24 protein-coding genes and 1 pseudogene are annotated in these 21,332 nt (G+C 61.2%); 13 read left to right on the top strand and 12 right to left on the bottom strand.

What is annotated here, in order from left to right:
• Positions 1 to 151 precede the first annotated feature (151 nt).
• Positions 152 to 691, bottom strand: coding sequence for a hypothetical protein (locus BH682_RS31265; protein ID WP_232354261.1), 540 nt, complete (start codon positions 689 to 691; stop codon positions 152 to 154).
• A gap of 261 nt (positions 692 to 952) precedes the next feature.
• On the bottom strand, positions 953 to 1,303 hold the full coding sequence (locus BH682_RS31260; protein ID WP_064112259.1) for a hypothetical protein: 351 nt from the start codon (positions 1,301 to 1,303) through the stop codon (positions 953 to 955).
• Positions 1,304 to 1,518: 215 nt separating this feature from the next.
• Here BH682_RS31260 and BH682_RS31255 point away from each other — a divergent pair, with 215 nt between their 5' ends.
• A complete protein-coding gene (locus tag BH682_RS31255) occupies positions 1,519 to 2,016 on the top strand; it encodes a hypothetical protein (RefSeq protein ID WP_075835882.1) in 498 nt (165 codons plus the stop codon).
• A gap of 432 nt (positions 2,017 to 2,448) precedes the next feature.
• Here the strand turns inward: BH682_RS31255 and BH682_RS31250 are convergent, their stop codons facing one another.
• Positions 2,449 to 2,805: a histone-like nucleoid-structuring protein Lsr2 gene (locus BH682_RS31250; protein WP_047269234.1), complete on the bottom strand. Its 357-nt coding sequence runs from the start codon at positions 2,803 to 2,805 to the stop codon at positions 2,449 to 2,451.
• Between the two features lie 231 nt (positions 2,806 to 3,036).
• Between BH682_RS31250 and BH682_RS31245 the strand changes: the two genes are divergently transcribed.
• Genes BH682_RS31245 through BH682_RS31235 form a run of 3 tightly spaced genes read left to right on the top strand, consistent with a single transcriptional unit; the run spans position 3,037 to position 4,178 of the window.
• Entirely contained in the window at positions 3,037 to 3,630 is a 594-nt protein-coding gene (locus BH682_RS31245) for a hypothetical protein (protein ID WP_075835880.1), read from the top strand.
• A gap of 10 nt (positions 3,631 to 3,640) precedes the next feature.
• Positions 3,641 to 3,985: a hypothetical protein gene (locus tag BH682_RS31240; protein WP_198174641.1), complete on the top strand. Its 345-nt coding sequence runs from the start codon at positions 3,641 to 3,643 to the stop codon at positions 3,983 to 3,985.
• On the top strand, positions 3,951 to 4,178 hold the full coding sequence (locus tag BH682_RS31235; protein WP_075835878.1) for a DUF2283 domain-containing protein: 228 nt from the start codon (positions 3,951 to 3,953) through the stop codon (positions 4,176 to 4,178). Before BH682_RS31240 ends, BH682_RS31235 begins: the two co-directional genes overlap by 35 nt.
• A 179-nt stretch (positions 4,179 to 4,357) precedes the next feature.
• Here BH682_RS31235 and BH682_RS36515 read toward each other — a convergent pair whose 3' ends face one another.
• Positions 4,358 to 4,522 (bottom strand): hypothetical protein, encoded by a 165-nt coding sequence (locus BH682_RS36515; RefSeq protein WP_198174640.1) that lies wholly within the window; start codon positions 4,520 to 4,522, stop codon positions 4,358 to 4,360.
• A 65-nt stretch (positions 4,523 to 4,587) separates the two neighbouring features.
• Here BH682_RS36515 and BH682_RS31230 point away from each other — a divergent pair, with 65 nt between their 5' ends.
• Entirely contained in the window at positions 4,588 to 5,298 is a 711-nt protein-coding gene (locus tag BH682_RS31230) for an ATP-dependent DNA ligase (protein WP_232354260.1), read from the top strand.
• 291 nt (positions 5,299 to 5,589) lie between these two features.
• On the opposite strand, the gene BH682_RS31225 is transcribed toward BH682_RS31230, so the two are convergent.
• The 3 genes from BH682_RS31225 to BH682_RS31215 are packed head-to-tail and all read right to left on the bottom strand — an operon-like array spanning position 5,590 to position 7,590.
• Positions 5,590 to 5,832, bottom strand: coding sequence for a helix-turn-helix transcriptional regulator (locus BH682_RS31225; RefSeq protein WP_054781831.1), 243 nt, complete (start codon positions 5,830 to 5,832; stop codon positions 5,590 to 5,592).
• On the bottom strand, positions 5,822 to 6,664 hold the full coding sequence (locus tag BH682_RS31220; RefSeq protein ID WP_054781832.1) for an ABC transporter permease: 843 nt from the start codon (positions 6,662 to 6,664) through the stop codon (positions 5,822 to 5,824). The genes BH682_RS31225 and BH682_RS31220 overlap by 11 nt, the downstream gene beginning before the upstream one ends.
• Positions 6,661 to 7,590: an ABC transporter ATP-binding protein gene (locus tag BH682_RS31215; RefSeq protein ID WP_054781833.1), complete on the bottom strand. Its 930-nt coding sequence runs from the start codon at positions 7,588 to 7,590 to the stop codon at positions 6,661 to 6,663. The genes BH682_RS31220 and BH682_RS31215 overlap by 4 nt, the downstream gene beginning before the upstream one ends.
• A 694-nt stretch (positions 7,591 to 8,284) precedes the next feature.
• Here BH682_RS31215 and BH682_RS36860 point away from each other — a divergent pair.
• Positions 8,285 to 8,386, top strand: a pseudogene (locus tag BH682_RS36860) (VOC family protein); the annotation flags it as partial.
• Between the two features lie 112 nt (positions 8,387 to 8,498).
• Here the strand turns inward: BH682_RS36860 and BH682_RS31205 are convergent.
• From BH682_RS31205 to BH682_RS31195, 3 genes are read right to left on the bottom strand one after another with little or no spacing between them, the layout of a single operon-like run.
• Positions 8,499 to 11,045 carry a hypothetical protein gene (locus BH682_RS31205; protein WP_075835874.1) on the bottom strand — a complete coding sequence of 849 codons (2,547 nt, stop codon included), beginning with the start codon at positions 11,043 to 11,045 and terminating at the stop codon, positions 8,499 to 8,501.
• Complete coding sequence (locus BH682_RS31200) at positions 11,045 to 11,377, bottom strand: helix-turn-helix domain-containing protein (RefSeq protein WP_083954782.1); 333 nt, start codon at positions 11,375 to 11,377, stop codon at positions 11,045 to 11,047. The genes BH682_RS31205 and BH682_RS31200 overlap by 1 nt, the downstream gene beginning before the upstream one ends.
• Positions 11,374 to 12,396, bottom strand: a complete 1,023-nt coding sequence (locus BH682_RS31195) for a tyrosine-type recombinase/integrase (RefSeq protein ID WP_083954781.1) — start codon at positions 12,394 to 12,396, stop codon at positions 11,374 to 11,376. The genes BH682_RS31200 and BH682_RS31195 overlap by 4 nt, the downstream gene beginning before the upstream one ends.
• 171 nt (positions 12,397 to 12,567) lie before the next feature.
• On the opposite strand from BH682_RS31195, the gene BH682_RS31190 reads away from it, so the two are divergent.
• From BH682_RS31190 to BH682_RS35740, 4 genes are all read left to right on the top strand, one after another.
• Positions 12,568 to 12,855, top strand: a complete 288-nt coding sequence (locus tag BH682_RS31190) for an ATP dependent DNA ligase (protein WP_075835870.1) — start codon at positions 12,568 to 12,570, stop codon at positions 12,853 to 12,855.
• 187 nt (positions 12,856 to 13,042) lie between these two features.
• Entirely contained in the window at positions 13,043 to 14,125 is a 1,083-nt protein-coding gene (locus BH682_RS31185; protein WP_083954774.1) for a tyrosine-type recombinase/integrase, read from the top strand.
• On the top strand, positions 14,122 to 14,445 hold the full coding sequence (locus tag BH682_RS31180; protein WP_075835866.1) for a helix-turn-helix domain-containing protein: 324 nt from the start codon (positions 14,122 to 14,124) through the stop codon (positions 14,443 to 14,445). Before BH682_RS31185 ends, BH682_RS31180 begins: the two co-directional genes overlap by 4 nt.
• Positions 14,446 to 15,556: 1,111 nt before the next feature.
• Complete coding sequence (locus tag BH682_RS35740) at positions 15,557 to 16,729, top strand: hypothetical protein (protein ID WP_157127674.1); 1,173 nt, start codon at positions 15,557 to 15,559, stop codon at positions 16,727 to 16,729.
• A 92-nt stretch (positions 16,730 to 16,821) separates the two neighbouring features.
• On the opposite strand, the gene BH682_RS31170 is transcribed toward BH682_RS35740, so the two are convergent.
• Positions 16,822 to 17,475, bottom strand: coding sequence for a MerR family transcriptional regulator (locus BH682_RS31170; RefSeq protein ID WP_075835863.1), 654 nt, complete (start codon positions 17,473 to 17,475; stop codon positions 16,822 to 16,824).
• A 108-nt stretch (positions 17,476 to 17,583) separates the two neighbouring features.
• Between BH682_RS31170 and BH682_RS31165 the strand changes: the two genes are divergently transcribed.
• Positions 17,584 to 18,066 carry a DUF4188 domain-containing protein gene (locus tag BH682_RS31165; RefSeq protein ID WP_075835861.1) on the top strand — a complete coding sequence of 161 codons (483 nt, stop codon included), beginning with the start codon at positions 17,584 to 17,586 and terminating at the stop codon, positions 18,064 to 18,066.
• A gap of 207 nt (positions 18,067 to 18,273) precedes the next feature.
• The gene (locus tag BH682_RS31160; protein ID WP_075835860.1) at positions 18,274 to 19,092 is read left to right on the top strand and encodes a transglutaminase-like domain-containing protein; all 819 of its coding nucleotides are present in this window, start codon (positions 18,274 to 18,276) and stop codon (positions 19,090 to 19,092) included.
• 718 nt (positions 19,093 to 19,810) lie between these two features.
• Here the strand turns inward: BH682_RS31160 and BH682_RS31155 are convergent.
• A complete protein-coding gene (locus BH682_RS31155; protein WP_075835858.1) occupies positions 19,811 to 20,299 on the bottom strand; it encodes a DinB family protein in 489 nt (162 codons plus the stop codon).
• Positions 20,300 to 20,626: 327 nt separating this feature from the next.
• On the opposite strand from BH682_RS31155, the gene BH682_RS31150 reads away from it, so the two are divergent.
• Positions 20,627 to 21,274, top strand: coding sequence for a hypothetical protein (locus BH682_RS31150; protein ID WP_157127673.1), 648 nt, complete (start codon positions 20,627 to 20,629; stop codon positions 21,272 to 21,274).
• Positions 21,275 to 21,332: the final 58 nt, after the last annotated feature.

The raw sequence follows: 21,332 nt of genomic DNA, 5'->3' as shown, positions 1-21,332 counted from the left end.
TTGCCTCTGAAGAACCCGTTCCCCACTCTGACGGCGATCGCTACGGAACCCCATGTTGTCCCCAAGATATCCCCCGACAAGTCCGTCAATCTGCGGCCATGCGGTGAGATTCGTTCCGGCAGAGCAGCTCCCGCTTCAGCGCTACGAAGATCTATAACACCAGTCGTGAGCCTTTCGGTAGCCTGATTTCTCGTCGTTCGGTGGGCAGGCTTGCCGCGGCACGGATGCTGCGGATGTCATCGGCAGTCAACGGCGCTGACAGATCGCGCTGGATGACCACGGTGCCGTCCCGATACGGAAATGCCTCCACGGTGGGCGGGAGCTGGGTTTCGTCGACGGGGAACTCTTGACCCAAATAGGTGCAGCTGCCGATCGTCGCACCGCCGGGCACGTAACTCTGAACCCGCGACTCAGCTCGCCGGTAGAGGACCGCTGTGGGGGCGTCCCAGATATCAGTGAGCCCTTGAACGAGGTTCAATGCCAGTGTGATCCGAGATTCGTCGGCGAAAGTGCAGATGAAACTTCCCGTCCCCGAAGTGCCCCCGAAACCAGCCACCACGCGAATATCGCCGGCATTCGAGTACAGGCTTAGGTGTTGTGGGAGCGAGAGTGGATACATCCCACCGGTGGCGTGGCGTGATCGCCGCTTCTCGATCAATGTGGCTTCGATCGATTCTTCCGTCGGCGGCACCAGGATCTGCCGAACGTTCGAGGCGAGTATCTGCTCGACCGTCGCCTCGGGCGGGGAGATCGTCGCCTACCGACTGATAGAGGTCGACACCGAAGACCGGGTCGATGTCGCGAAGTAACTGCAGCGAACGAACAACGAGAGCGGCGGTGACACTTTCGGATGCTGGCGGCCCCTCAGACGAGATGGCTCTCAAGGTCAGTCCGTCCGTCATGGTTCGGAGCAGTGATGTCGACGGCATTTTCACTCCTTTTCCGTCGCGGCTCAGGCGAATCGTTCACTAATCTGCGGGTCGTAGAGGCGATAGCCGAGTGAGTGCATCGCGCCGATGATCTCGTTGGCATGCTCTCCTCGGAATTTGTAGCCGATGAACTCGACCAACTGCTCACCGATGGATACGTCATAGGCCGGCGTTCCTTCAGGGTCAGTCCCGGGCGGGCGCAGGAACTGCCCGTCCCACGTCCAGCCTGGGAGGTCCTCCGCAAACGCCCGCAAGACACGGTCCCGGTCCACCACGTCGACACCTTTGACGGATTGCTCGTCGTTCAGGCGCGTGTAGACGTTGTCGGGGTCGAGATCATCGCCTCCAGCCCAGAACGCCAGGTTGTAGCTCATGCCGCCTAGTATGCCTGCCCTGACCATCGGGGGCGGGGTTGATGATTGCGACGTTCGCGGTGATCTCTCTGTACGAGCCGGTGAGGATGGTGGGGATCGCGCGTCGTCGGCGGATGATTCAGCTGCGCTGGACATGATCGGTTCTCCCCCGCGAAATCCCGTTCGTCTGAGGGGGATCGACGGACCTGCAAGGTTCAAGCTGCTTAAATCGACGGATGACGATCACCGGTTTGATCAGCGCTGGGCACCACACGTTTCTCATCTCCGCAGCCGACACCGATCCCACGGACACATACACCACGGGCCAGGTTTTCGACGCCGGCAACAATCTCATCTCGGTCCACACCGGCATCGCCTACGGCCCGGTCAACGTCACACTCGAACTGCTCTCCGGCGAAGACCACATCTTCGAAAACGGTGGACCCTACATCGATCTCGATGCATGGGACAACATCGAGGAAGTCACCGTCGTATGCCGTGAACCGATGCTCTTCATCACCTTGGAGAACGAGATCGTCGAAGAATTCGGCGAACTCACCTCTCCTAAGGGAGCGCGCCATTTCCGCATCGCCACCCGCGGCCGGGCCACGCATTGGGACCTCGACGTCGATACCCCCACCGAGGACTACCTCATTCAAACCTGGCCCTCCGGAGGCCCATCGATGATCCGCGAGATCAAAGCCACCGACGGTGTCTGGCTCAACGAGGAGTGAACTGCGTAAGGCCGTCGCTGATGCTTCGTTGCCGGCCTACTCGCGTGCAAGAGAACTCGGGTATTGATCGGGACTGACGGTTGCAGGTGCAGCCTGCAGAATGAGCGCAAGACGTCGACGGTGGACCGACTGGATTTGTATGCGCGCACTCCGCAGGCTGCTGGCGGAACTGTACCCGGAGATGACTGCGTCTAATCTCTGCTGGTCGCAGTGGCAGTCGGGGGCCGAGCGCAAACGACGGCACACTTCGACTCAGGAAGGGTGCGTGATTCTCGGGTGTTTTCCGTTGGAAACACCTGCAGTTCGCAACAGCTGACGGCCGGTGGCGGAATCCACGCCGGGTTAGGAAGATACGGGTGTGTGAGAGACGCTTCCCCTCACACCCGCTTTCGTATCAGCGTTGAATGTCGTGTCGTCTCAAACGGATCGAATTCAGTGCGCGGCGTCGAAGGCGTCGAGGATCTCCGCTTTGACCCGCCCCCGCGGTGCCACGTCGTAGCCGTTCTTGACTGCCCAGTCCCGCACTGCCTGCAACTGCTCTTTCGAGCGACCTGAACCGGTATCCTTCGCCGTCACATCAGCTTTACTGCCGCGGCGTGCCTTTCCGACTTTCTCGGCGACCTTCACGAAAGGCTCGAGGGCGGCGTTGAACTTGTCGACGTTCGTCGGCCGCAGATCGATCAGGTAGTCCGACCCCTGATACGAGAATTGGATGCGTTCGCCGAATCCGTCGTCGATCGGCTTACCGTCGAGATCGTCGATAAGTTGGCGAATCACTCTCTCAGCCATGCAACATCGTCTCCAATTCGATAGGAATCTCTCCAATGACCGGGTAACCCTAGCAACCCTTGTCGGCACCGAGACGACCTCGAAGGCGCCGAGAGTTACCTATGCCCCGGACCGACTGCACCGCCTGGCCAGGCCGGGAGGCAAAGGTGCTTTACTCGACTGATGGGCTGGTCGGTGCGGAGATGGTTTCAACGGAGACCGCGGCCGGCAGGACCACAGGGGTCGGGGCAGGTGCAGGTCGCGACGCCTGAGGTTCCCACTGCGCACACACAGTTCTACGAGCGTCAACGCATAGCGTGGGAGCGGGCGGAAGCCGAGTTCAATTCCCGCACATGGCCCTTCCTGATCGTGAGCGATGTGTCGCAGTGGGCGCTTACCTGGCTCCCAGTCGGCCTTGTAGACGCCTCGCCAGCGGAACTGGAAGCCGCGTACGTACGCGGCGAGATCCCATATATTCCGTTTGCTCCATCTGTTGAGCTTGCCGAGGTGGTGATCGCACAAGCAGTCGAGGACGGCATCGTGCTTCTCCCCACACCGGGACGACTGACGAGCACCTACGTGCATCGAGACCCCACCACCGAGATGGAGACTGCCAGGGGCTACGGACTGAAAGTCGCGGACAGCGCAGTGCTGGAAATCCGCTCTGCCGCCGGCGTGATCTGCGAAGGGGAACTGGGCAGTTCGGAGGGTTCCCCGCTGCACGGCGCGGCCGCGATCGAGCGAATAGTCCACCAAGTCATCAACACCTTCGCCCACGTGCGGCCCTTCCTCCACTACGCCTGGGACAAGGACCACCAACCCAATAAGCGGCCACCTCAGCAATGAGCGCCGGTCAATGCCGAACAGCGACAGGCAACTCGACGTCGCAGATGGAGGAAGAGTGGATCTGGAGCATGTTGCGAGATTTGTCGTCGCACCCGAATTGGTCGAGATCGACGACCTCACCGCGCAGGACCGCCGACAGCTACCGGAGCACTGGCTGCACGCACTCGCCGGGGACCGTGCATGGCGCCTAGCGGAAGTCTTGAAGCGGTGGAACAACTTCGGGCGACCGATCATGTCCGACACCTACACGACGATCACTGTCCTCCGCACGGCCACAGCGTCAAGTCGCCCCACGCTCCGCCCCGAACTATCCTCTCGATATGCATCTGACATTCGCAGCAACATACGACCCTGACGCCGACGCTTCATACATCTATGTGGCCTCCGACAGGGCGAACGGAGACGCCGTGCGCCAACAGCACGTCCACTGCGACAGCTCTGACGGCCAGATCATCCTCGACTACGACAGAGACGGACGGCTCCTCGGTATCGAACTACTCGGAGCCTCGTCCCTCCTACGCGCGTCCGCGCTCTCCCCGATCGAGTAACCGGAGACCGGCCCCTAGATCTCTGCATCGAGATGTCGGGCCCGCGTACTACTCTGTGTCTTGCGACGAGAATCAGGTCGCCACACTGACCAGACCGCAGCGAGAGCCAAGGTCCTGACCTGCAAGATCCTTGCAGATCGGTCACATGTGGCGACCTGATCTTATTGAATTCCTGCCGGCTACTTCGCGGCTGGACGATCCGGCATCTTCATCATGATGAGCTCCGCGCCGTCCTTGTACCGGTAAGCCCACTGACCATCCTTCGTAAGCACCGTGCCGGCCTGGCCCTCGTCCGGGGCCGGGCTCCACCCTTGGACCCCATCGGGTTCTGCATTCTCGCTCATCTCGCTATTGTCTCAACCTCGGAAAACCGGCCGAAACCAGTACAAACCCGCGCACAGTAGAAGGCATGAGCGCCGCCTCCGGAAAGCCAGTGCCGCCGATGCTCGCCACGCTCGGGCATCCCCCAACCGGGGAGCGCTGGGCATTCGAGTCGAAATGGGATGGCCAAAGGGCAATAGCCACAACAGGTTCCAAGGATCCGGCGCTGTGGTCGCGAAACGGAAACGACATCAGCGCCTCGTTCCCCGAGATCCTCGACGCACTCAGCGCCGTGCTCGACCACCGCGAAACCGTCCTCGACGGCGAGATCGTCTCACTCGGCCCCGACGGTGTCCCGTCCTTCTCCCGATTACAGCGCCGGATGCACGTCCTCAAACCCACCGCGCAGCTCCGCAACGACGCCCTGACCACCTACTACGTCTTCGACGTCCTCGACATCGACGGAACATCGACCACCGACCTGCCCTACCTCGAACGCCGCGAAGCGCTCGCCAACCTCAGCCTCGAACACCCGCGCATCAAAGTCCCACCCCACTGGCTCAACGTCGACGGACCGACCATGCTCGAGGTCGCCCGCACACACCACCTCGAAGGCATCGTCGCCAAAAGCATCACCTCGACCTACCAACCCGGAAAACGGTCCCCGAGCTGGCTGAAAACACCGCTCCGCGCCAACACGGAAGGAATCATCTGCGGATTCGTCCCCGGATCCGGCAATGCCGCCGGCGGAATCGGATCTCTCATCCTCGGCGCCCACGACGATACCGGTAATGCGTGATAATCAAACGTGTCGAATTCGAGCATCTGCTCCGCCGGTATTGGGGCACTTTGCTTATGGCTTCGCCATACGCCTCCGAAGGGGTGCTACGAATGTGTCCGTTGTGGTCATAATTGTCAGAAGGCATGGGTACAGGTAACCCGCCCCGGCTGTAAGGACGACTGAGACCTTTCTGGGCCATCCCGTCCAGTATCGAGCGTCAAGCTTCGATCCGAGCTGGCCGTGCTCCCGTGCGGCAGCGAGGCATACGAGGGTGCGCTTACGGTTGGAACGGTTGGCGGATGGCGGCAGTCATGCGGTTTCGGAGTCCGACCCCAGCCGTGGAAAGGGCTCGGTAGAGAACACAACCTCTACCGCTACCTCGAAGTACGCGGCGATCCGCAACGCTAGATGCAGGCTCGGACTGTATTCGCCGCGTTCGAGGTAGCCCACGGTCTGATAGTGGACTCCCAGTGCCTCGGCCAACTCCCGCCGCGATAAGCCCCGCTCGGCCCGCAGCATCGCGATCCGGTTGTGGATGATCTCAGAAGGCACGCTGCAGCGCCTTTTCTCGTCGTGCAGCCATGTTCGATCCTGATTCGTGACGCGCCATGCGCCGCAACACTACCGGGGCAATGAGCAGGCCCACGACGGCCCAGATTCCCAGCACCGCAGCCGTCTCGACATGGCGCCAGGACTCGTTGATCTCGATGGCGACTGCGTCCTCGGGCAGCAGCGCCGATCGCATGCCGAGTCCGAGCCAGTACATCGGGAACGACTGGCCGACGGCTTGCAACCAGCCCGGCAACGCAGTGATCGGGTAGAAGATGCCCGAGATGGCGATCAATCCCATCAGCGGCATCGTCAGCAGAAAGGCCGTCCGTGTGTCGAGTACGCTGCCGAGGATCGCGCCGAACGGCAGCACGGCCAGCAGCCCCAGGGCCACCACCCACACGAAGGTCGCCACCGCGCCCGGCCCGGACAGCGAGGAGCCGCCGATGATCACGATGCCCACCCCGAGTACGACGATCACCTGCACGATCACCGACCCGGCGGAGGCCACGATTTTGCCGACGAAGTAGCCGCTCACGCCCCGGGGCACCGCCTTGGCACGCAACAGCGTGCCGTCCTCGCGATCCAGCACCAGCACGTTGAGCAGGGAGTACATGCCGTTGAACGCGATGATGCTCCCGAGCAGACCAGGCACGGCCAGCTCTGCGACGGAGAGCCCGCTGTCTCCGTACATCTTGTTACGCAGCAGGAACAGCACGACAAGCGAGATGGCGGGCGTGAGGAACTGACCGATCAGGTCGGGGCCGTTGGTGTACAGCTGCCGCAGTTCGATTGCGCCGCGGGCGAGACCGGTCCGGATGAGGGTGACGTTCATCGTGTGACCTCCGTGAGGGTGTGGACGAGTTCGGTCGCTTCGCCGGACTCGGCTCGCTTGACCAGGGTCATGTAGGTCTCTTCCAGTGAGGCGCGGCGCACCTCGAGGTCGACGATGCTCTCACCGTGCTGCTTGAACAGTTCGTGCACGTACTTCGTCGACTCGGTGGTGGTGTGGACGAAACGGTGGCCGTCCACGGTCCAGCTCACCTGGGCTTCGCCTGCGATCGACCGGGACAGCTCATCGGGCGAGCCGTCGGCGATGATCCGGCCGCCGGCCAGGATCAGGATTCTGTCGGCCAGGATCTCGGCCTCGTCGAGGTCGTGCGTGGTCAGTAGCACGGTGGTGTCCTCGAGGTCGGCGAGTCGGTGCACCAGATCATGGAAGTCGCGTCGCGCCGCCGGGTCGAAGCCCGCGGTCGGTTCGTCCATGAACAGCAGCTCGGGCCGACCGACGAGGCCGATCGCCGCGTCCAGTTTGCGCCGTTGGCCGCCGGACAGCGTGGAGATCTTGGCGTCGGCCTGCTCGGTGAGGCCGACCAGGTCGATGAGTTCATCGGTGTCCCAGGGACGTTGGACCCGTGCGGTGGAATAGGGGCGGTAGTACGCGCCGAGATGGGCTAGCAGTTCACGTACCCTCCATTTCGCGTGATCGCGCCAGGACTGCAGCACGACGCCGATCCGAGCGCGCCAGTGTTCGTCGCCCTGTTCGGGGTCGGCACCCAGGACCGTGACGCGGCCCGCCGAGCGCCGACGGAAACCCTCCAGGATTTCGATGGTGGTGGTCTTGCCCGCCCCGTTGGGGCCGAGCATGACAAGTACCTCGCCGCGCCGTGCGTGGAATGTCACGTCGCGCAGAACGTCGGTTGTGTCGTACTGCATTCGCAGTCCGTCGACGTCGAGAACTACCCCGTTGTTCGAAGTCATGAGTTCACGCCTTCCAATCGTCAGTGTTCGATAATTTGTAGCATACGTACTATCGTTTGAGGTGGCAATGCTGCATAGAGTTGCAGCACTCGACCGCCGACAAAAGGAACCTGCCTGGCAAACGTGCACTCACCCACGGACAACTTCGCAGCGAACTCATCCGCTCGTCGAGGGCACCGTCCGCCGGGCAAAGACCCCATGTCAGATACCGAGGACGGGCGGTGAGCCTCTGGGGAACTGACTTCCCTGGTAGCGCGTGAAAGCGCCAGGAGTTCTGCAGGCTGGTTGGTTTCGACGTCGACCCAGCGGCCGACGAGGGGTTAGTCGCCGACTCCGTTCATGCGTTATCCGGGCGACCGAACAGCGCGCTCTCAGCATGCGAGCCGATCGGCTCAACCACGGCCTTCGTGGGTCGTCCGTGGCTGTTGCGCCTAGAAAGAACACATCGCAGCAGACCCGCTGGCCTTCGTCGTGTTGGGGCAGCGAGTAGATTTCACGGGCTACCGGGAGGAGCCGTCAACGAGGACCGTGAAAGTAGCCCACCCGCGTATTATCAAGGCAGCGTGCCGATTTCGAGATCCGGCGCCCAGGCGTGAACGACCCAGATTCCAGGGGGAACCGATGGTATCTGTCAAACAGATCCAGATCACCTTTCATTGCGCAGATCCTGAGCACCTCGCCCGTTCTAGGCCGATGCGCACGATTGGTCGAGTTCGGCGCGGTGCGTGTGCGACTACTGCGCGCTGACGAAAATTACGAGCAGCGCCTCGTGATGCAAGACGTCGAGGGTAATTAGTTCTGTCTCGACTGAGTGGACGCGCATGTGACCCCACTGGTGTCCACTGGTGACGGCAGTTTTCGGTTGAACGGCTCTATCTCGCAGGAAGGTCGAGAGTCGAGTGTCGTGGTCAGGGATTTGCTTGTTCGCTCGAAGGTCGATGCCTTCTGGCGATGTCGGCGGCGTAGGCGCCGTTTTGGCCGACTTCGGTGACCCAGCCCTGGGCGGTGGCTACTTCGATGCCGAGAAGTGCGGCGAGTACCGCCGCCGGCATCTGCGCGGCGAGGTCCATCAACGCTGCAGTACGCGCGGGCTGGGCTGAAATACCTACACGGTTGAAGCGGATATTGAGGTTTTGGCTGCTCATCGGGCTTCCTGCGCGTACACCCGGGAACAGCCAATCGTGATCGCTTGTTTGGGCGAGTGCGGCGCGTCCGCGGTATCTGTTGACGACCAGGTCGAGTGCCAACTGACCTATCAACGTGGGGAGGACGACGGGTTCGGTTCCAAGCGCAAGACTGACGGCGCGGTTGTCGATGCGTTGAGTGATGGCATCGGTGCGCAGTGTGACTATGCGCCTTGATGGTTGAGCGAAAAGCAACAGCAGCAGCCCTGCGAACCGGTCACAGCGGTCGATGCTGGTGTCGTGCAGTAGCCGGCGAGCGTGCTTCCAGCGTTCGTCGTCGGTCATGGTGCCGGAGCCGTGGCGACGAGGACGAGGTGCGAGAAGCAGGCCGCGTCGAAAGTGCCGGCGCGCGGTAGCCCACTGGAAGAAATCACGAGCACGATGCGCCTGAGTGTTCGACATTTGCCAGCGATCGAGGTCGTGCTGGTCCGCTTCCTCGAGCTGTCGGCTATGCCGGCGCAAGTACTCCAGAAGATCCGCCGCGATCGACAATTTAAGCAGGGCATAAGTAGCTTGTGGTCGGGTGAGCGGTCGACGTGCTTTCGTCCGGAGTTTGTGTAACAACCGCCAGGTAGCGTAGTTGCGCAGCAGCTTTCGATCTTCCTCGTCGTCGATGTCGGCGAGGAAACGGTGAAGTTGTTCCTCGAGGGTGTGGAGGATCTCGTCGCGCGGCGCGAGTGCACCGGCACAGACCAACGCGTCCCGAAGCGGACGTGTATGCGGCAAATTGCGATACTCGTCGAGCAGTTGGTGAGTGACGGGGCGGCCGGTCTCGCGGAGCTGGCCCAACAGCTGAGAGCCACCCCCTTCGAGGTAGGTGAGCGTGCTCTCAAGCGATGAACGAGCGAGCGCGTCGTATACGGGCTGGAGTCGAGGGATGATGTTCGTGTCATCACCGAGCGCGGTCCGCAGCTGAGCGATGCAGGCACAGCCTCTGCACAGGCCGAAATGATGGAGATGCTCCAGTTTTCCGCACTGTCGGCAGGGTTTGAAGGAGTCGGGGTGTCTGCGATAGCACGCCTTGCATCGTGGGCCGTCGGGTAGCCATGCGCGTACGGTCATGACCCGGTGGCAGCTGTGGCACAACGCTTTCGGTAGGCCGCAGTTGTTGCAGACGGGTGCGCCGTCGGCGGTGCGGGTGCGCACGATACGAATCTGGTTGCAGACCGAGCAGGGCTCGCGGCGGAGCAGTTTGCTCGAGCACGGCTCGCAGCGCGGCGTTGCGGTGTCGGCGAAATAGCATTCTTTGAGTTTCCCGCAGAACGCGCAGATGGTTATGGGTGATCGCTGACAGCGGCGACAGCGCGGTTGCTGGCCCGCAAGCCGATACAACCGTGCGCGTTCCCCGCACCCCGGGCACGTATCCTGGTTTTCGGGCTGGTGGTTGTGGCAGCTTCGGCAAATCGGTGCGCCCGAGGCGTTCCTGCTGGCGGCAGGGCGGGCGGCTCCGCACCCTGCACAGACTTGGGCGTGATGCTGCTCGTAGCAACGGCGGCACGAACGGAGCCGTTCGCGCACCGTGGTCAGTTCGACTGCACGGTTGCAGAACGGGCAGGGCGGCATGACGAACCCGCCGATTGCTGCGTTGACGAGTGCGCGGAGTAGACCGGTGGTTGCCGCTGTGGCGTGTGCTGCTTCAGTCGTCAGCCGCAGTGGATGCTCCGCGAGTTCGTCTGCGATTCGTCTCTGATTGCCTGCCTTGGGAAGCTCACGTTCGACGATCTCGCGGAGGAGGCCTGTGTCGACGTCTGCGTTGATGATCGTGATCTGGTTGACGAGCCGATTCAGTTGATCGACTTCCGATATCCGGCGCTCACACGAAGCGCAGAGTGGTCGTCCTTCCCAGTCTCGGTAGCGAGTGAGCGTTGATTCCCCACAGGACGTGCAGGATTCGATGCGTTTGCGTTCTCGGGTGTAGCAACTTCCGCAGATCCGTAGCGGTCCCTGCCGATTCGTCAGATCGACGTCGCGATGGCACACGCCGCACAGGGGGAGTTCGATGCCCGTTGATCCGTGGCCCTGCAGCGCTTTGATCAGTCGATCCATGGCGGGTGGGCCCAGCGGTTGTCGGTCTGTCAGCAACTCCGGATTCTCGAACAGTGCTTGCGCCAGCCGACGCTTGACGGTGATCGAGGGTGCCGCCTCAGCGAGTGCTGCTGACAACACCGAAGCCGCGAGTGTGGGGTCGGCACGTTGCACCGCGGCGTGGATGATCGACAGCGGATCGTCCAGCACCGCTGCGGCGTACCCAGAGACTGTCCGGCTCCCCATCAGGGCTCTTTTGTGCCGATGATGCGGGCACGTTTGGGGCGGTGGTCACCGACAGACCCGGTTTCGTTGGCGCCGGCGGCTTTACGTCGTCTGGCCGTGGCGGTGACCGGCTCGATCAGGTCTTCCATCCGGCAGTCCAGAATGTCCATCAAGGCAACCAGTGTGTTCAGGCTCAACCGTTCGGGCCGTTCGACGACCAGTCGATAGACCTGACTGGTCGACAGGGCAACGCCGCGGTCGGCGAGTAGTGGCTTGAGGTCGCTGGTGGAGAACATACCGCGGGTGGCCATGAGCGTTCGCAGGTGCCAGCGGTAGTCGAGTTTGCTGTTCAATCCATCCACTCCTCGTCTGCGGAGAGTCCCCGCTCCAATGTTCGTCGCATCATCGTGTTCATGAAGTCTCCACTGACTGCGGTGTAGATCGCCGTGGTGGACGCAAACCGATGACCGACCTGTTCCTGCACGAACTTCGGATCCGCGCCGTCTTCGATCAGGTGCGTCACGTAACTGTGTCGGAGGCAGTGCGGGACCAACGTGCTCGGTAGATCAAGGGCATCGCGATAGTCGGCGAATCGCGAATCGATCTCCCGCGGTTGGAGCCGGGTGCCGCGTTCGGTCATGAACAGCGGTCCATCCGCTCGGTCTGTGAATCGAGGGCGGATGTTGGCCACGTAGTCTTGCAAAGCTTCTACTGCCCAGGGCATTACGCTCGCCACCATTCGCCGTTTGGGCGGCGAACCTCGACTGGCTTTGCCCCATCGAACATGCAATTGCCCGAAGCTGCCCAACTCCGGGGCAGACGGGCTTCGATAGCAGTCGGTGGTGTCGAGTCGAGAGACCTCCCGAGCGCGCAGACCCCAGCCATACGCCACTTTCAGCACCGTCGCGTCACGGTAAGCGGTCAACGCGCCTTTTCGGCCACGCCTCACCGCCAACCCCACCCTCTCGTCGGCGTAGTCCAGGAGTTGTTGCAATTCAGTGCGATTCAACGGGCGACGGTCCGGATCGCCCTCGTAGTCGACCAGGTGACCCACCGTGTTCCACTCGTGGCAGATCTGTACAGGATGAGTACCGAACCGGTTTTCGCACTCTTCCGGCCACTTGTAATGCGGCGAGATCAGATAGGTGCAGAAGTCTCTCACCGCGCCTTGATAGTTCCGCAGCGTCGACTTCTTACGCTGTCGAGCGCCGACCAACTCCGCCATCCACTCGTCGAAATGGGCAGCAGTCCACAACCATGGATACTCGTCAGTGAAGGCCAAAAAACGGTTCACAGTCCCCAGATAAGCGCGGACCGTCCGCTGGGCCATCCGCCGTCCCCCGAGCAATTGCTGCTCCCAGCCTCTGAGCATCGCGCCGAGAACGGCATCTTCGGGATGCAGCAGCGAGACGCCTTCGACGAGTTCGAGCCGCGCAGAACCGGGCAACTCACGATACTGGTCAGCCACCGCTGCCCCGCCTCCTTCTAGTGCACGTATATTGCGTTAGATGCAATATAGAGCCGGGAAGGCCTGATCAGCAAGGTGCGATACACTCGCGTTGTCGTTCAAAGCGCCCCGGATTTCGCCAGGGAGAATCCTCGAATCGCGTGCATCCGATGCAACTCCACAGGGTTCTCCGGATCGCTCATCTACATCGGAAACGTAGGCACCGGCTTTTCCGCGAGACAGCGCCGCGAACTACGCGAACAACTCATCGACATCGAACGACCCACCAGCCCGTTCGCGAGCGCACCGCCACGAGCAATCACCCGCGAAGCCCGCTGGTCAGAACCACTTTTAGTGTGCGACGTCGAGTACCGCGAGAACTGAGCGGAATTGCATTGGACGCATCAATTCGGCATATGTTCATGAACCATTTTTCCAGGTCGGCCAGGCAGTTCTGCGGTTGTAGCGGCGACGTTCATGGGCGCTAGCTGCACATCAACGTATGGCACATCAATGTTGTATCTGATACAACAGTTGTATGACTCTGGATCCGCCTGGCTCGGCGCACTTAGTGCTGGCGGAGAATGTGATTCATCTGGATCCCGCGCCGGCAGTGTTGGCAGCGATGCTGGAGGGTTGGCGCAGGCAACAGTCTGCGCGGTTTCTCAAGGAGGGGACGGTGGTGCGGAGAACGCGACTGATACGGCGCCTTGTGACGTTCTCGGGGTTGTATCCGTGGCAGTGGACGCCGGCGGAAGGCGAAGCCTTCATCGACCATCTTCGTGGTGGGGACGAACCTCTGGCATTGTCTACGGCTCGCAGTTACGAGGTCGCGATCAGCATGTTCATGGAGTTCTTACTCGATTCGCGGTACGGGTGGGCGCAAGCGTGTCACGAGCGGTTCGGTGAAGCGCCGCAACAGATTTTACATGAAGGAAACTCGATCCTGCACAAGGACGACTACGAGGGCGATCCACGCAGGCGGCCGTTCACCTACGACGAGATCCAGGCGTTGTTCGAGGCTGCGGAAGCACGACCCGCAAGGATCACGGAGCGAGGAGTGAAGGGCGCACTTGGTGCAGCACGCGATGCTGCGCTCCTGAAAACTATCTACGCCTACGGGCTGCGACGCACAGAGACTGCGAAATTGGACCTCGCTGACTTACGTCGAAACCCGAAGATGCCGCAGTTCGGCCGGTTCGCCAGCGTGATGGTGCGGTTCGGAAAGTCGTCCAAAGGGGCTGCGCCTAAGCGACGCTCGGTGCTTTTGGTTCCGGAGATGGATTGGGCTGTCGAGGTGCTCGAGGAATGGGTGACGGATCTGCGGCCCCGTTTCTCGCCAGGGAATCACCCGGCGCTCTGGGTGACCGAGCGATTGGGCAGAATCTCGCCGCGATCGATCAACGAAGGGTTTGTGGCGGCTCGCCGTGACGCCGGCCTCGACGAGAACCTTGATGTTCATTGCCTTCGGCACAGTGCGGTGACGCATTGGACCGAGTTCGGTTATCCGCCACGGTTTGTTCAGGAGCAAGTCGGGCATTCGCATGCGGCGACGACTGCCATCTATACCGGTGTGTCCAACGAGTTCCGCAATCAGTTGTTGGTTGCGTCATTGAGAGCGCGGCTTGGCGACGATTGGGATGTGAGAGTGTGATCAAGAAAATGGGGTACCGCTGGCGGTTGCGGGATCTGATGGCGGACCAGCAGATGTTTCAGACGTCAAACCTGGTGCCGCTGTTGGCGGAACGCGGCATTGTCCTGTCGCGGGAACAGGTTTACCGGCTGGTGACCCAGCCCCCGCAGCGACTGAGCATGGACGTCTTGGTTGCACTTTGCGACATCCTCGGTTGCACACCGAACGATTTGATCGAAGCGCAGGTCGTCAATCAGCAGGTCAGCAAGATTGCGGGAGGCGGCACTGCGCCAACGCCCATTGCGCCGCGCCGAACAGTAGTTCGTCGGCCGGGTCAGTGATGAGTCAGGAGGCTGACAAGCAATGCCGTCCAGAGACCTCACTGACATCCGTGAGCGACTCGTCGATGTCCTGCAACAGGTGGCCGGGCCTCGCCTGACTGCCGGGCACGCACAGGAACTGCTCGAGGAAGCGCGTTCATGGAACCAGACAGGCAATGCCCGCGACTTGGACAGGCACCTCGCTGAACATCCAGATGCATTCACCGCTCCCTCGCCGAATTGTCCTCTGTCCCTGGAACGGTTGCTGAAACTACTCACCGCCAACGGTTTCGGAGACAGTGTTGTCCTATTGGGGTGCGCACTATGCGGGCGCACTGACAAGTTGCTCAAACGCCGAACGCCCGAAGGTCGGTGCTGCGATCGATGCCTCGAGCGTGTCGAACGGCGGCAGTGTGCTCGTTGTGGCAAGACCGCCAGAATTGTCACCCGGCGTCCCGACGGCCCCGTTTGTCGCAGTTGTTATGCTCACGATCCGGCCAGACAGGCCAAATGCTCACGATGCGGCGAGGTCAGGCCGCTCGCGGGGCGGACCGAGGACGGCGCTTCGCTCTGCAGCAAGTGCACCGCCAAGGCTGAGAAGCCGTGCTGCCAGTGCGGCAGGGTGGCGAGAATCAGCGCAAATACGTCCAAAGGGCCGGTCTGTAAGCGCTGTTACAGCAGTCCGCCCCGGCTCTGCGGAATCTGTGGGCAGATACGTCGGATCCAGCGGCGCGGAGACGGGGGCGACCGCCCCGACGTCTGCTACAAATGCGCTCGCATGGGTGACTGCGCTGGCTGTGGTCGGCGCCGCGGCGGAGGCCGGTATCGCGGTGGCCCGTTCTACTGCTCGACCTGCTGGCCCAAGCCGAAACGACCCTGCGCTATCTGTGGTGAGACGAAAGCAATCAGCGTCAGGTGGCCGCTCGGGTCAGTCTGCCAGCGTTGTTACCGCTCGCGTCTGGAACGACCTGAACCCTGTGCGGACTGCCATGCCACACGCATCCTGGTCTGCGTCGATGAAACTGGCGCTTTCACCTGCACCCGCTGCGGCGGAGTCGACCTCGACTTCACCTGCCGCAGTTGCGGTGAGGAGGGCCCCGGCTTTCGCGACGGCAAATGCAATCGTTGTCTCGTGATGACCAAGATCGCTCGACTGCTCGACATCGACGACCCGGCGTCCAATTCGCACCTACAGCCCTTGTTCACAGCACTCGCGGCGGTGAACCCCGGCAGCGTCCACACCTGGATCGCCAACGAAGCTTCCCTCACTTTGCTCGCCAGCCTGGCTGCACGAGGTGCCGACATCACCCACGAAGAATTTGACCTACTTCCGCAGAACGCCCGCACGCACCATATCCGCGAATCCTTCGTCTGCGCAGGCGTTCTCCCGCGACGCAACGAGGCGCTGGCCCAGCTGCAACTTTGGGCTGACCGCACCATTTCTGCTCTGCCGCATCAACATCAGCCTCTCATCCGCGCTTACTCCGAATGGCACATCATCCGTCGCGCCCGCCGTCGCGCTGCGCGCGGCACGTTCCGCGAGGCAGCGAATCGGTCGAACCGACAACGAATCCGCTGCGCCATCGACTTCGTGATATGGCTCGATTCCAAAGGAACTTCTGTTGCAGGACTGAGCCAGCAGCATCTCGATACCTACCTCGACACGAGCCCCGCCAATGTCCAGGCCTTGTTCACCTTCATCTCCTGGATGGGTGCCCGCGGCCTCGTTACCGATATCGATATAGTCCGTCCCAAAGATGCCCTCCCACAAGAGTTTCAGGATGAGGAAGACCATGCCGAGCAGCTGCGGCGATGCCTCACCGATAGCTCCCTGCCGCTCGAGATTCGGGTAGTCGGGGCGCTGATCAGGCTCTATGGACTACCTGTCGTCCGCATCGTCGAACTCACCACCGACCGATTCCGGCACGAGGATGCCGCGGCCTACCTGACGATTGACGAGAATGCCGTCATGGTCCCACCTTCGCTGGCTGTACTCATCGATGAACTACTCCGAAAATCAACGGATAATGTTCGAAGCAGCGATATTCGGCATCCGGCCTACCTGTTTCCGGGGAGGCCGCCGAGTCGACCTCGAAGTACCCAACTTCTGTGGCGTCAGTTGAAAGAACACGGGTTGCCTACCCGCGCTGCTCGGAACACGGCCATGATTGCCAACGTCACCTATCTCGACGCCGTCGTGGTCAGCGATCTCTTCGGCGTTGCCCCTAAGACGGCACATAAATGGGCTCAGTATGCGAGCACCAGTTGGGCGACGTACCTAGCGGCGCAGGACAAGTCCAGGTAAGCAATCGAATTCGGCTATCAGCAGTGAGGTGATTCGAAACACCTGGTTGTGCCGTTACGGACTTAGCCGACAAATGGGAGCGAGGTGAAAGGTCACGGCGAACGGCGCGGCGTCGTGCGCGGCGCGATGTCGATCCGGGCGCTGGCAGCTTCGAGGGCGAGTCGGCGAACCTCGACGATGGCTCGTTCGAGTATTACGGTTCCGATGAGCATCGTCTCGACGGCGGACGTGCGATCCTGCATGGCCCGGGCGTACTCCACTTCGATATGCGCAGTGCGCTCGATCATATCGGCGACACTGTCGAAGTCGGTGAGCGTTGTCGGGAAATCGAACTGGCGCAGCGTAGCGACAAGTTCGGCCAGCCGATGCGGCGCGGGAGCGTCCGGATCGATGTCCCAGCCCCTGGACGAAAGCCATTCCTGCACTTCGTCGTAGGCCGTCTGGATATCGGTGGACACGGTCTCGGTGGGCACCTCGTCGAGACCGTGCATTACCGCCCCGAATGCGTCGTGCATGGGCGTCGATTCATCGTCAACCGCCGCGAGTGTGGCACGCACATGTGAAATCGAGAGACCGCCGATATCGATCAGGGAGCGGATCAGCCGCAGTCGGCGAATGTGCTGTTCGCTGTACGCAGCCTGATTGGTGGCCGTCTGCACACCGCCTGTCAGCAGGCCCTCACGCAGGTAGTACTTGATGGAGGAAACCGAAACCCCGCTGCGCTGACTGAGTTCAGAAACCTTCACTGGTCCTTCCTTGACTTCACAAGTAGATAGTAGCACTATCCATTATGGATAGGAGCACTATCCATACCGTGAATCGATCACGGGACCGACAACGAAGGGGACGCTCCGATGGCCCGAAGTCGAGTCCAGACCGGCCGCTACACCGCAGAGATCGATGACGATTTCGTCGTCTTCCTCATCGGCATCCGCATCAACAAACTCTGGAAGATCCACAAGTGGATCGGCCCATTCTTCTCGATGCCTCGAATGCTGCGCGAGCTGCGACTGCAACCGGACAAGGGCATGTTAGGAGCTCGAATAGCGCTGGGCGGACGCACTTTCACCGTGGTGCAGTACTGGCGCAGCTTCGACCAACTCGAAGCGTTCGCAAAGAATCCGAACGATCCACACCTGCCGGCATGGAAAGCCTTCAACAAGAAGGTCGGCGCCGGCGGCGACGTCGGGGTCTACCACGAGACCTACCGCGTCGGCGCCGGTCGGCACGAGTCGATCTACTCGAATATGCCCGTCATGGGACTGGCCGCAGCCGGCAGGTCTGTCGTCGTGGGTAAGCGCAGCGAAACAGCGAGAGCCCGCATCGCGAGGCAATGAACTCGAGCAGCGGGTTCAGGAGACTTCGTCATATCGTGACTTGGCCAATCTGGGTCCGTTCTTAGCTAGGTTCCACCACAGCAGACGTTTTCGCGCTCCACGGCAACTGGTCCGAATCTGCTAAGAGTTGAAAGATGTTGGTCCAGAAGAAGAGTGATTTAGACCGATAACGACTCGCTGTCGGTTCGTTCATCTAGGCTGGCGGACATGGCAATCGACTATTCCGCTCCTGGCCCGCTGACCGAATTGGACGCAGTCCCGAACGGAGCGGTCGCTGTGCTCGACCCTGATCCGATGAAGATCTGTTCCCCGGTTCACTCTTTCGTCGTCCAACCCACTGATTCGGCAGCACGTGAGCTCCCCGAAAAACGCCTCGCAGAGAATCAAATTCGTCCTGCAGCTGAGCTGGTGGGACTATTGCTTGCGCTCGATCCGGCGCCACTGAACACGCTTCGGAATCAGGGCGAGCGTGTGGTCGGCACCTGTCGGCATTTCGCCGTGATCGCCTGCGCGCTGTTGCGCCGCAGCGGTATCGAGGCCCGAGTGCGGTGCGGGTTCGCGACCTACTTCGAAGCCGGGCGAGCGATGGATCACTGGATCATTGAGTATCGAAACAGTGACGTCGATCGTTGGATCCGCCTTGATCCTGAGGTCCTTGGACAGAATGTCGTGGGAAATGCGGACGATCTCACGCCGGAGCAGTTCCTTACTGGCGGTGAAGCGTGGAGCGCTTACCGTCGAGGGGAGATCGATGCTGCTTCCTTCGGTGTGTACGGGACGGATAACTGGGGGCCCGGTGAGATCCGCGGAAATGCAGTCAAGGACTTCGCGGCGATGAACAAGGTTGAGATGCTGCCCTGGGACGAGTGGGGCCGCATGACTGATGCGTACGACGGCAAAACCGGCGCTGACTATGATGCCCTCCTTGATGACGTTGCCGCGGTTTGTGCTGCAGATGACCCGACGGCGATCGCGACTCTCTACAACCATGAGGATCTGCAGGTACCGACTGAAATGATCCGCTGATCTGAACCCGCAGCGGTTGATGCTCGACTGAGTGTCGGTTCTGAAGCATGTTCGGGGCCGTATGTGTGTTTCCTTCGCAGGAACAGATGCCAGGGGCGGCACCCCAAGGGCAAAGATCAAACAAATAGCGCAAGGTTCGAATACCTACCGTCCACCGGTCTTACACCGGCGGCGGACTCAGACACCCAGCATTCAAAGGTATGCGTATCGACAAGACCGCCGATGACGTCAATGTGCCTTTATTCGATACAGATGCAACATAGGGCGTAGGTTGCGGCTGCTGTTGGCGCAGGAATCCTGAGCTAGCTGAGGACGTGCCGACTGCATCCGAAGTGTGATTTAAGGTGCCGCAGAACAGATGCATCAATGTTGCATCTGATGCAACGCCGCATTTGATGGGTGTTGAGTATGGATCGGTGACACCTGGCGTCACCGAAAAACAGAGGCACCCTGTTCGAGATGGCGGCGAGAGGAGTTCCGCTCCGGGTTGTGCTGTTGAATGACGCGGGCAAGGCTCGGAATCTCGTCGCTGTCGCATGGGCTCACAAGTCGGATGAGACCGCACGGGGGGTGATCTGCATTGCCTTGATCCACATGGTTGTTGCCGGGCCAGGCGCGAGCGGTGAGAAACCCTGCAGGACGACGCCGACAGGATGCTGCTGTGCAGGACGAACATGCTCGTCGCGACCCCGTGGGAGTTAGCTGAGGCCATGCCCTCTCAAAGTAGCGGCTTGTCAATCTGTTCACGGAGGATATCCCCGTGACCTGCGTGCCTGGCGAACTCTTGGATCATCAGAAGTAGCGTCCATCGCATGCTGACGATCCCTTCTCGCGGAATGTCCAGAATGTCGTCGAGGGCGAAGCGGGAGGCGATCTCACGTGACCGCTGGCTAGCGCGCTCGAACTCGGCGATGACATCTGCCAGCGCCTCGTCGTCGGCTACGTCGAAGGTGCCCTCATCTCGGCGGGAGTATCCATCGCATTCAGATTCACTGAGTCCCGCCCAAAACCGTTGGAACCAGATCCGTTCCGCGGCAGCGGCATGCTTGATCAAGGAGATCGGTGTCGTCAGCGACACTACGAGTCGTTGACGGGCATCGGTTTCAGAGAGTCCGCGAACGGAATTGATCAGCGCTTCGCGGTTCCGGTCGAGCATGTTCTCGATGATCGATCGCTCCGCGCCGACAGTAATTATGTTGGTGCTCATATTCTTTCACTCGATTCAGTATTGAGGGCGGCCGAGGACCGGTGTGTTCTCAGCTGGGATGTGTTACGCAGAAAAGCGATCCGTTGGGGGAACGTGAAATGTTCGGCACCGGGAAACGAGCCAAAGAAAGGCGATTGCATCCGTTTCCCATCCGGGCGATGCGCCGGGGAGTGCCAGCAGAGGGGCCAGCGTCATCACCGCGGCCAGGGACTGTCGTCTGCTCGCAGTGTATTCGCTAGTTCAGTTGATACGCCAGCGCTCCCCGGTCGGTGGTTCCGACCGCGGACTGTTGTGTCGTGGTCATGTGCGATCGGCAACACTCTCTGTATGTCACTCTTCGTCAGACGCCCACAGGACATGCTGTGGTGGGTTGTGGTTGCAGCTATTGCCTCCGCGTTTGCAGGTCTTGCCGTCGCCCTCGTTTGGCGGTACGCGGTCCCACGGCTGCTGATAGATGCTGACCCGCCGCCGCCCGGTGATCCAGGCGATATCGGATATATCCGCACGTACGACTACATGCAGTACGTCTCGGGCCCTGATTGGTGGCGGATCACATCACTCGCAACGGCTCTCTCGGTGATGACGGGTGTCGCCGTCGCGTTCCTCGGCTGTTGGATCAGCCGCCATTCCGCACGGCCGTTCAAGCCTGGTCATCTCGTGGCCGCTCCGATTGTGTCGGGAGCCATCGTGGGAGCGGTTCTGGCATGGCGTTCCCGGCGTGACCCTCCCAAGCTGCATTTCAGGATGATCGTCGACCCTTCATTCAGTGACTTCGGGCCCGACGGTCTTCCGCGAGAGGAGATCTACGGTGCTCCACCGATGTTCGACGTCGCGAATGCGGCGGCGCTGTTGCCAACGACGGGCGCTGCTGTTGGTGGCATCGTCTTCGGTGTATTCCTCACGATTATCGCGTTACTGCGGAAGCGCAAGCAGCTGCCGCATCCGGCATCAGGATTCCCTGACGACGCAAGCTAGGAATACTGCGCGTTTTCGAATGCTGCACACCCGCCAGTCAAGGTGCCGTTATCCGATA

The sequence above is a fragment of the Rhodococcus sp. YL-1 genome (genome assembly GCF_001942025.1).
In the GTDB taxonomy this organism is placed as follows: domain Bacteria; phylum Actinomycetota; class Actinomycetes; order Mycobacteriales; family Mycobacteriaceae; genus Rhodococcus_F; species Rhodococcus_F qingshengii.
This window is presented reverse-complemented; position numbering and strand designations above follow the sequence as displayed.

Excerpts from the sequence above, each read along its gene's own strand:
- BH682_RS31235 (WP_075835878.1), top strand. The coding sequence starts at position 3,951 with ATGCATCTGACATTCGCAGCAACATACGACCCTGACGCCGACGCTTCA.
- BH682_RS31215 (WP_054781833.1), bottom strand. The coding sequence starts at position 7,590 with ATGACTTCGAACAACGGGGTAGTTCTCGACGTCGACGGACTGCGAATG.
- BH682_RS31230 (WP_232354260.1), top strand. The coding sequence starts at position 4,588 with ATGAGCGCCGCCTCCGGAAAGCCAGTGCCGCCGATGCTCGCCACGCTC.
- BH682_RS31220 (WP_054781832.1), bottom strand. The coding sequence starts at position 6,664 with ATGAACGTCACCCTCATCCGGACCGGTCTCGCCCGCGGCGCAATCGAA.
- BH682_RS31255 (WP_075835882.1), top strand. The coding sequence starts at position 1,519 with ATGACGATCACCGGTTTGATCAGCGCTGGGCACCACACGTTTCTCATC.
- BH682_RS36515 (WP_198174640.1), bottom strand. The coding sequence starts at position 4,522 with ATGAGCGAGAATGCAGAACCCGATGGGGTCCAAGGGTGGAGCCCGGCC.
- BH682_RS31250 (WP_047269234.1), bottom strand. The coding sequence starts at position 2,805 with ATGGCTGAGAGAGTGATTCGCCAACTTATCGACGATCTCGACGGTAAG.
- BH682_RS31155 (WP_075835858.1), bottom strand. The coding sequence starts at position 20,299 with ATGAGCACCAACATAATTACTGTCGGCGCGGAGCGATCGATCATCGAG.
- BH682_RS31150 (WP_157127673.1), top strand. The coding sequence starts at position 20,627 with ATGTCACTCTTCGTCAGACGCCCACAGGACATGCTGTGGTGGGTTGTG.
- BH682_RS31160 (WP_075835860.1), top strand. The coding sequence starts at position 18,274 with ATGGCAATCGACTATTCCGCTCCTGGCCCGCTGACCGAATTGGACGCA.
- BH682_RS31260 (WP_064112259.1), bottom strand. The coding sequence starts at position 1,303 with ATGAGCTACAACCTGGCGTTCTGGGCTGGAGGCGATGATCTCGACCCC.
- BH682_RS31195 (WP_083954781.1), bottom strand. The coding sequence starts at position 12,396 with ATGCTCAGAGGCTGGGAGCAGCAATTGCTCGGGGGACGGCGGATGGCC.
- BH682_RS31240 (WP_198174641.1), top strand. The coding sequence starts at position 3,641 with ATGCCGAACAGCGACAGGCAACTCGACGTCGCAGATGGAGGAAGAGTG.
- BH682_RS31165 (WP_075835861.1), top strand. The coding sequence starts at position 17,584 with ATGGCCCGAAGTCGAGTCCAGACCGGCCGCTACACCGCAGAGATCGAT.
- BH682_RS31205 (WP_075835874.1), bottom strand. The coding sequence starts at position 11,045 with ATGGGGAGCCGGACAGTCTCTGGGTACGCCGCAGCGGTGCTGGACGAT.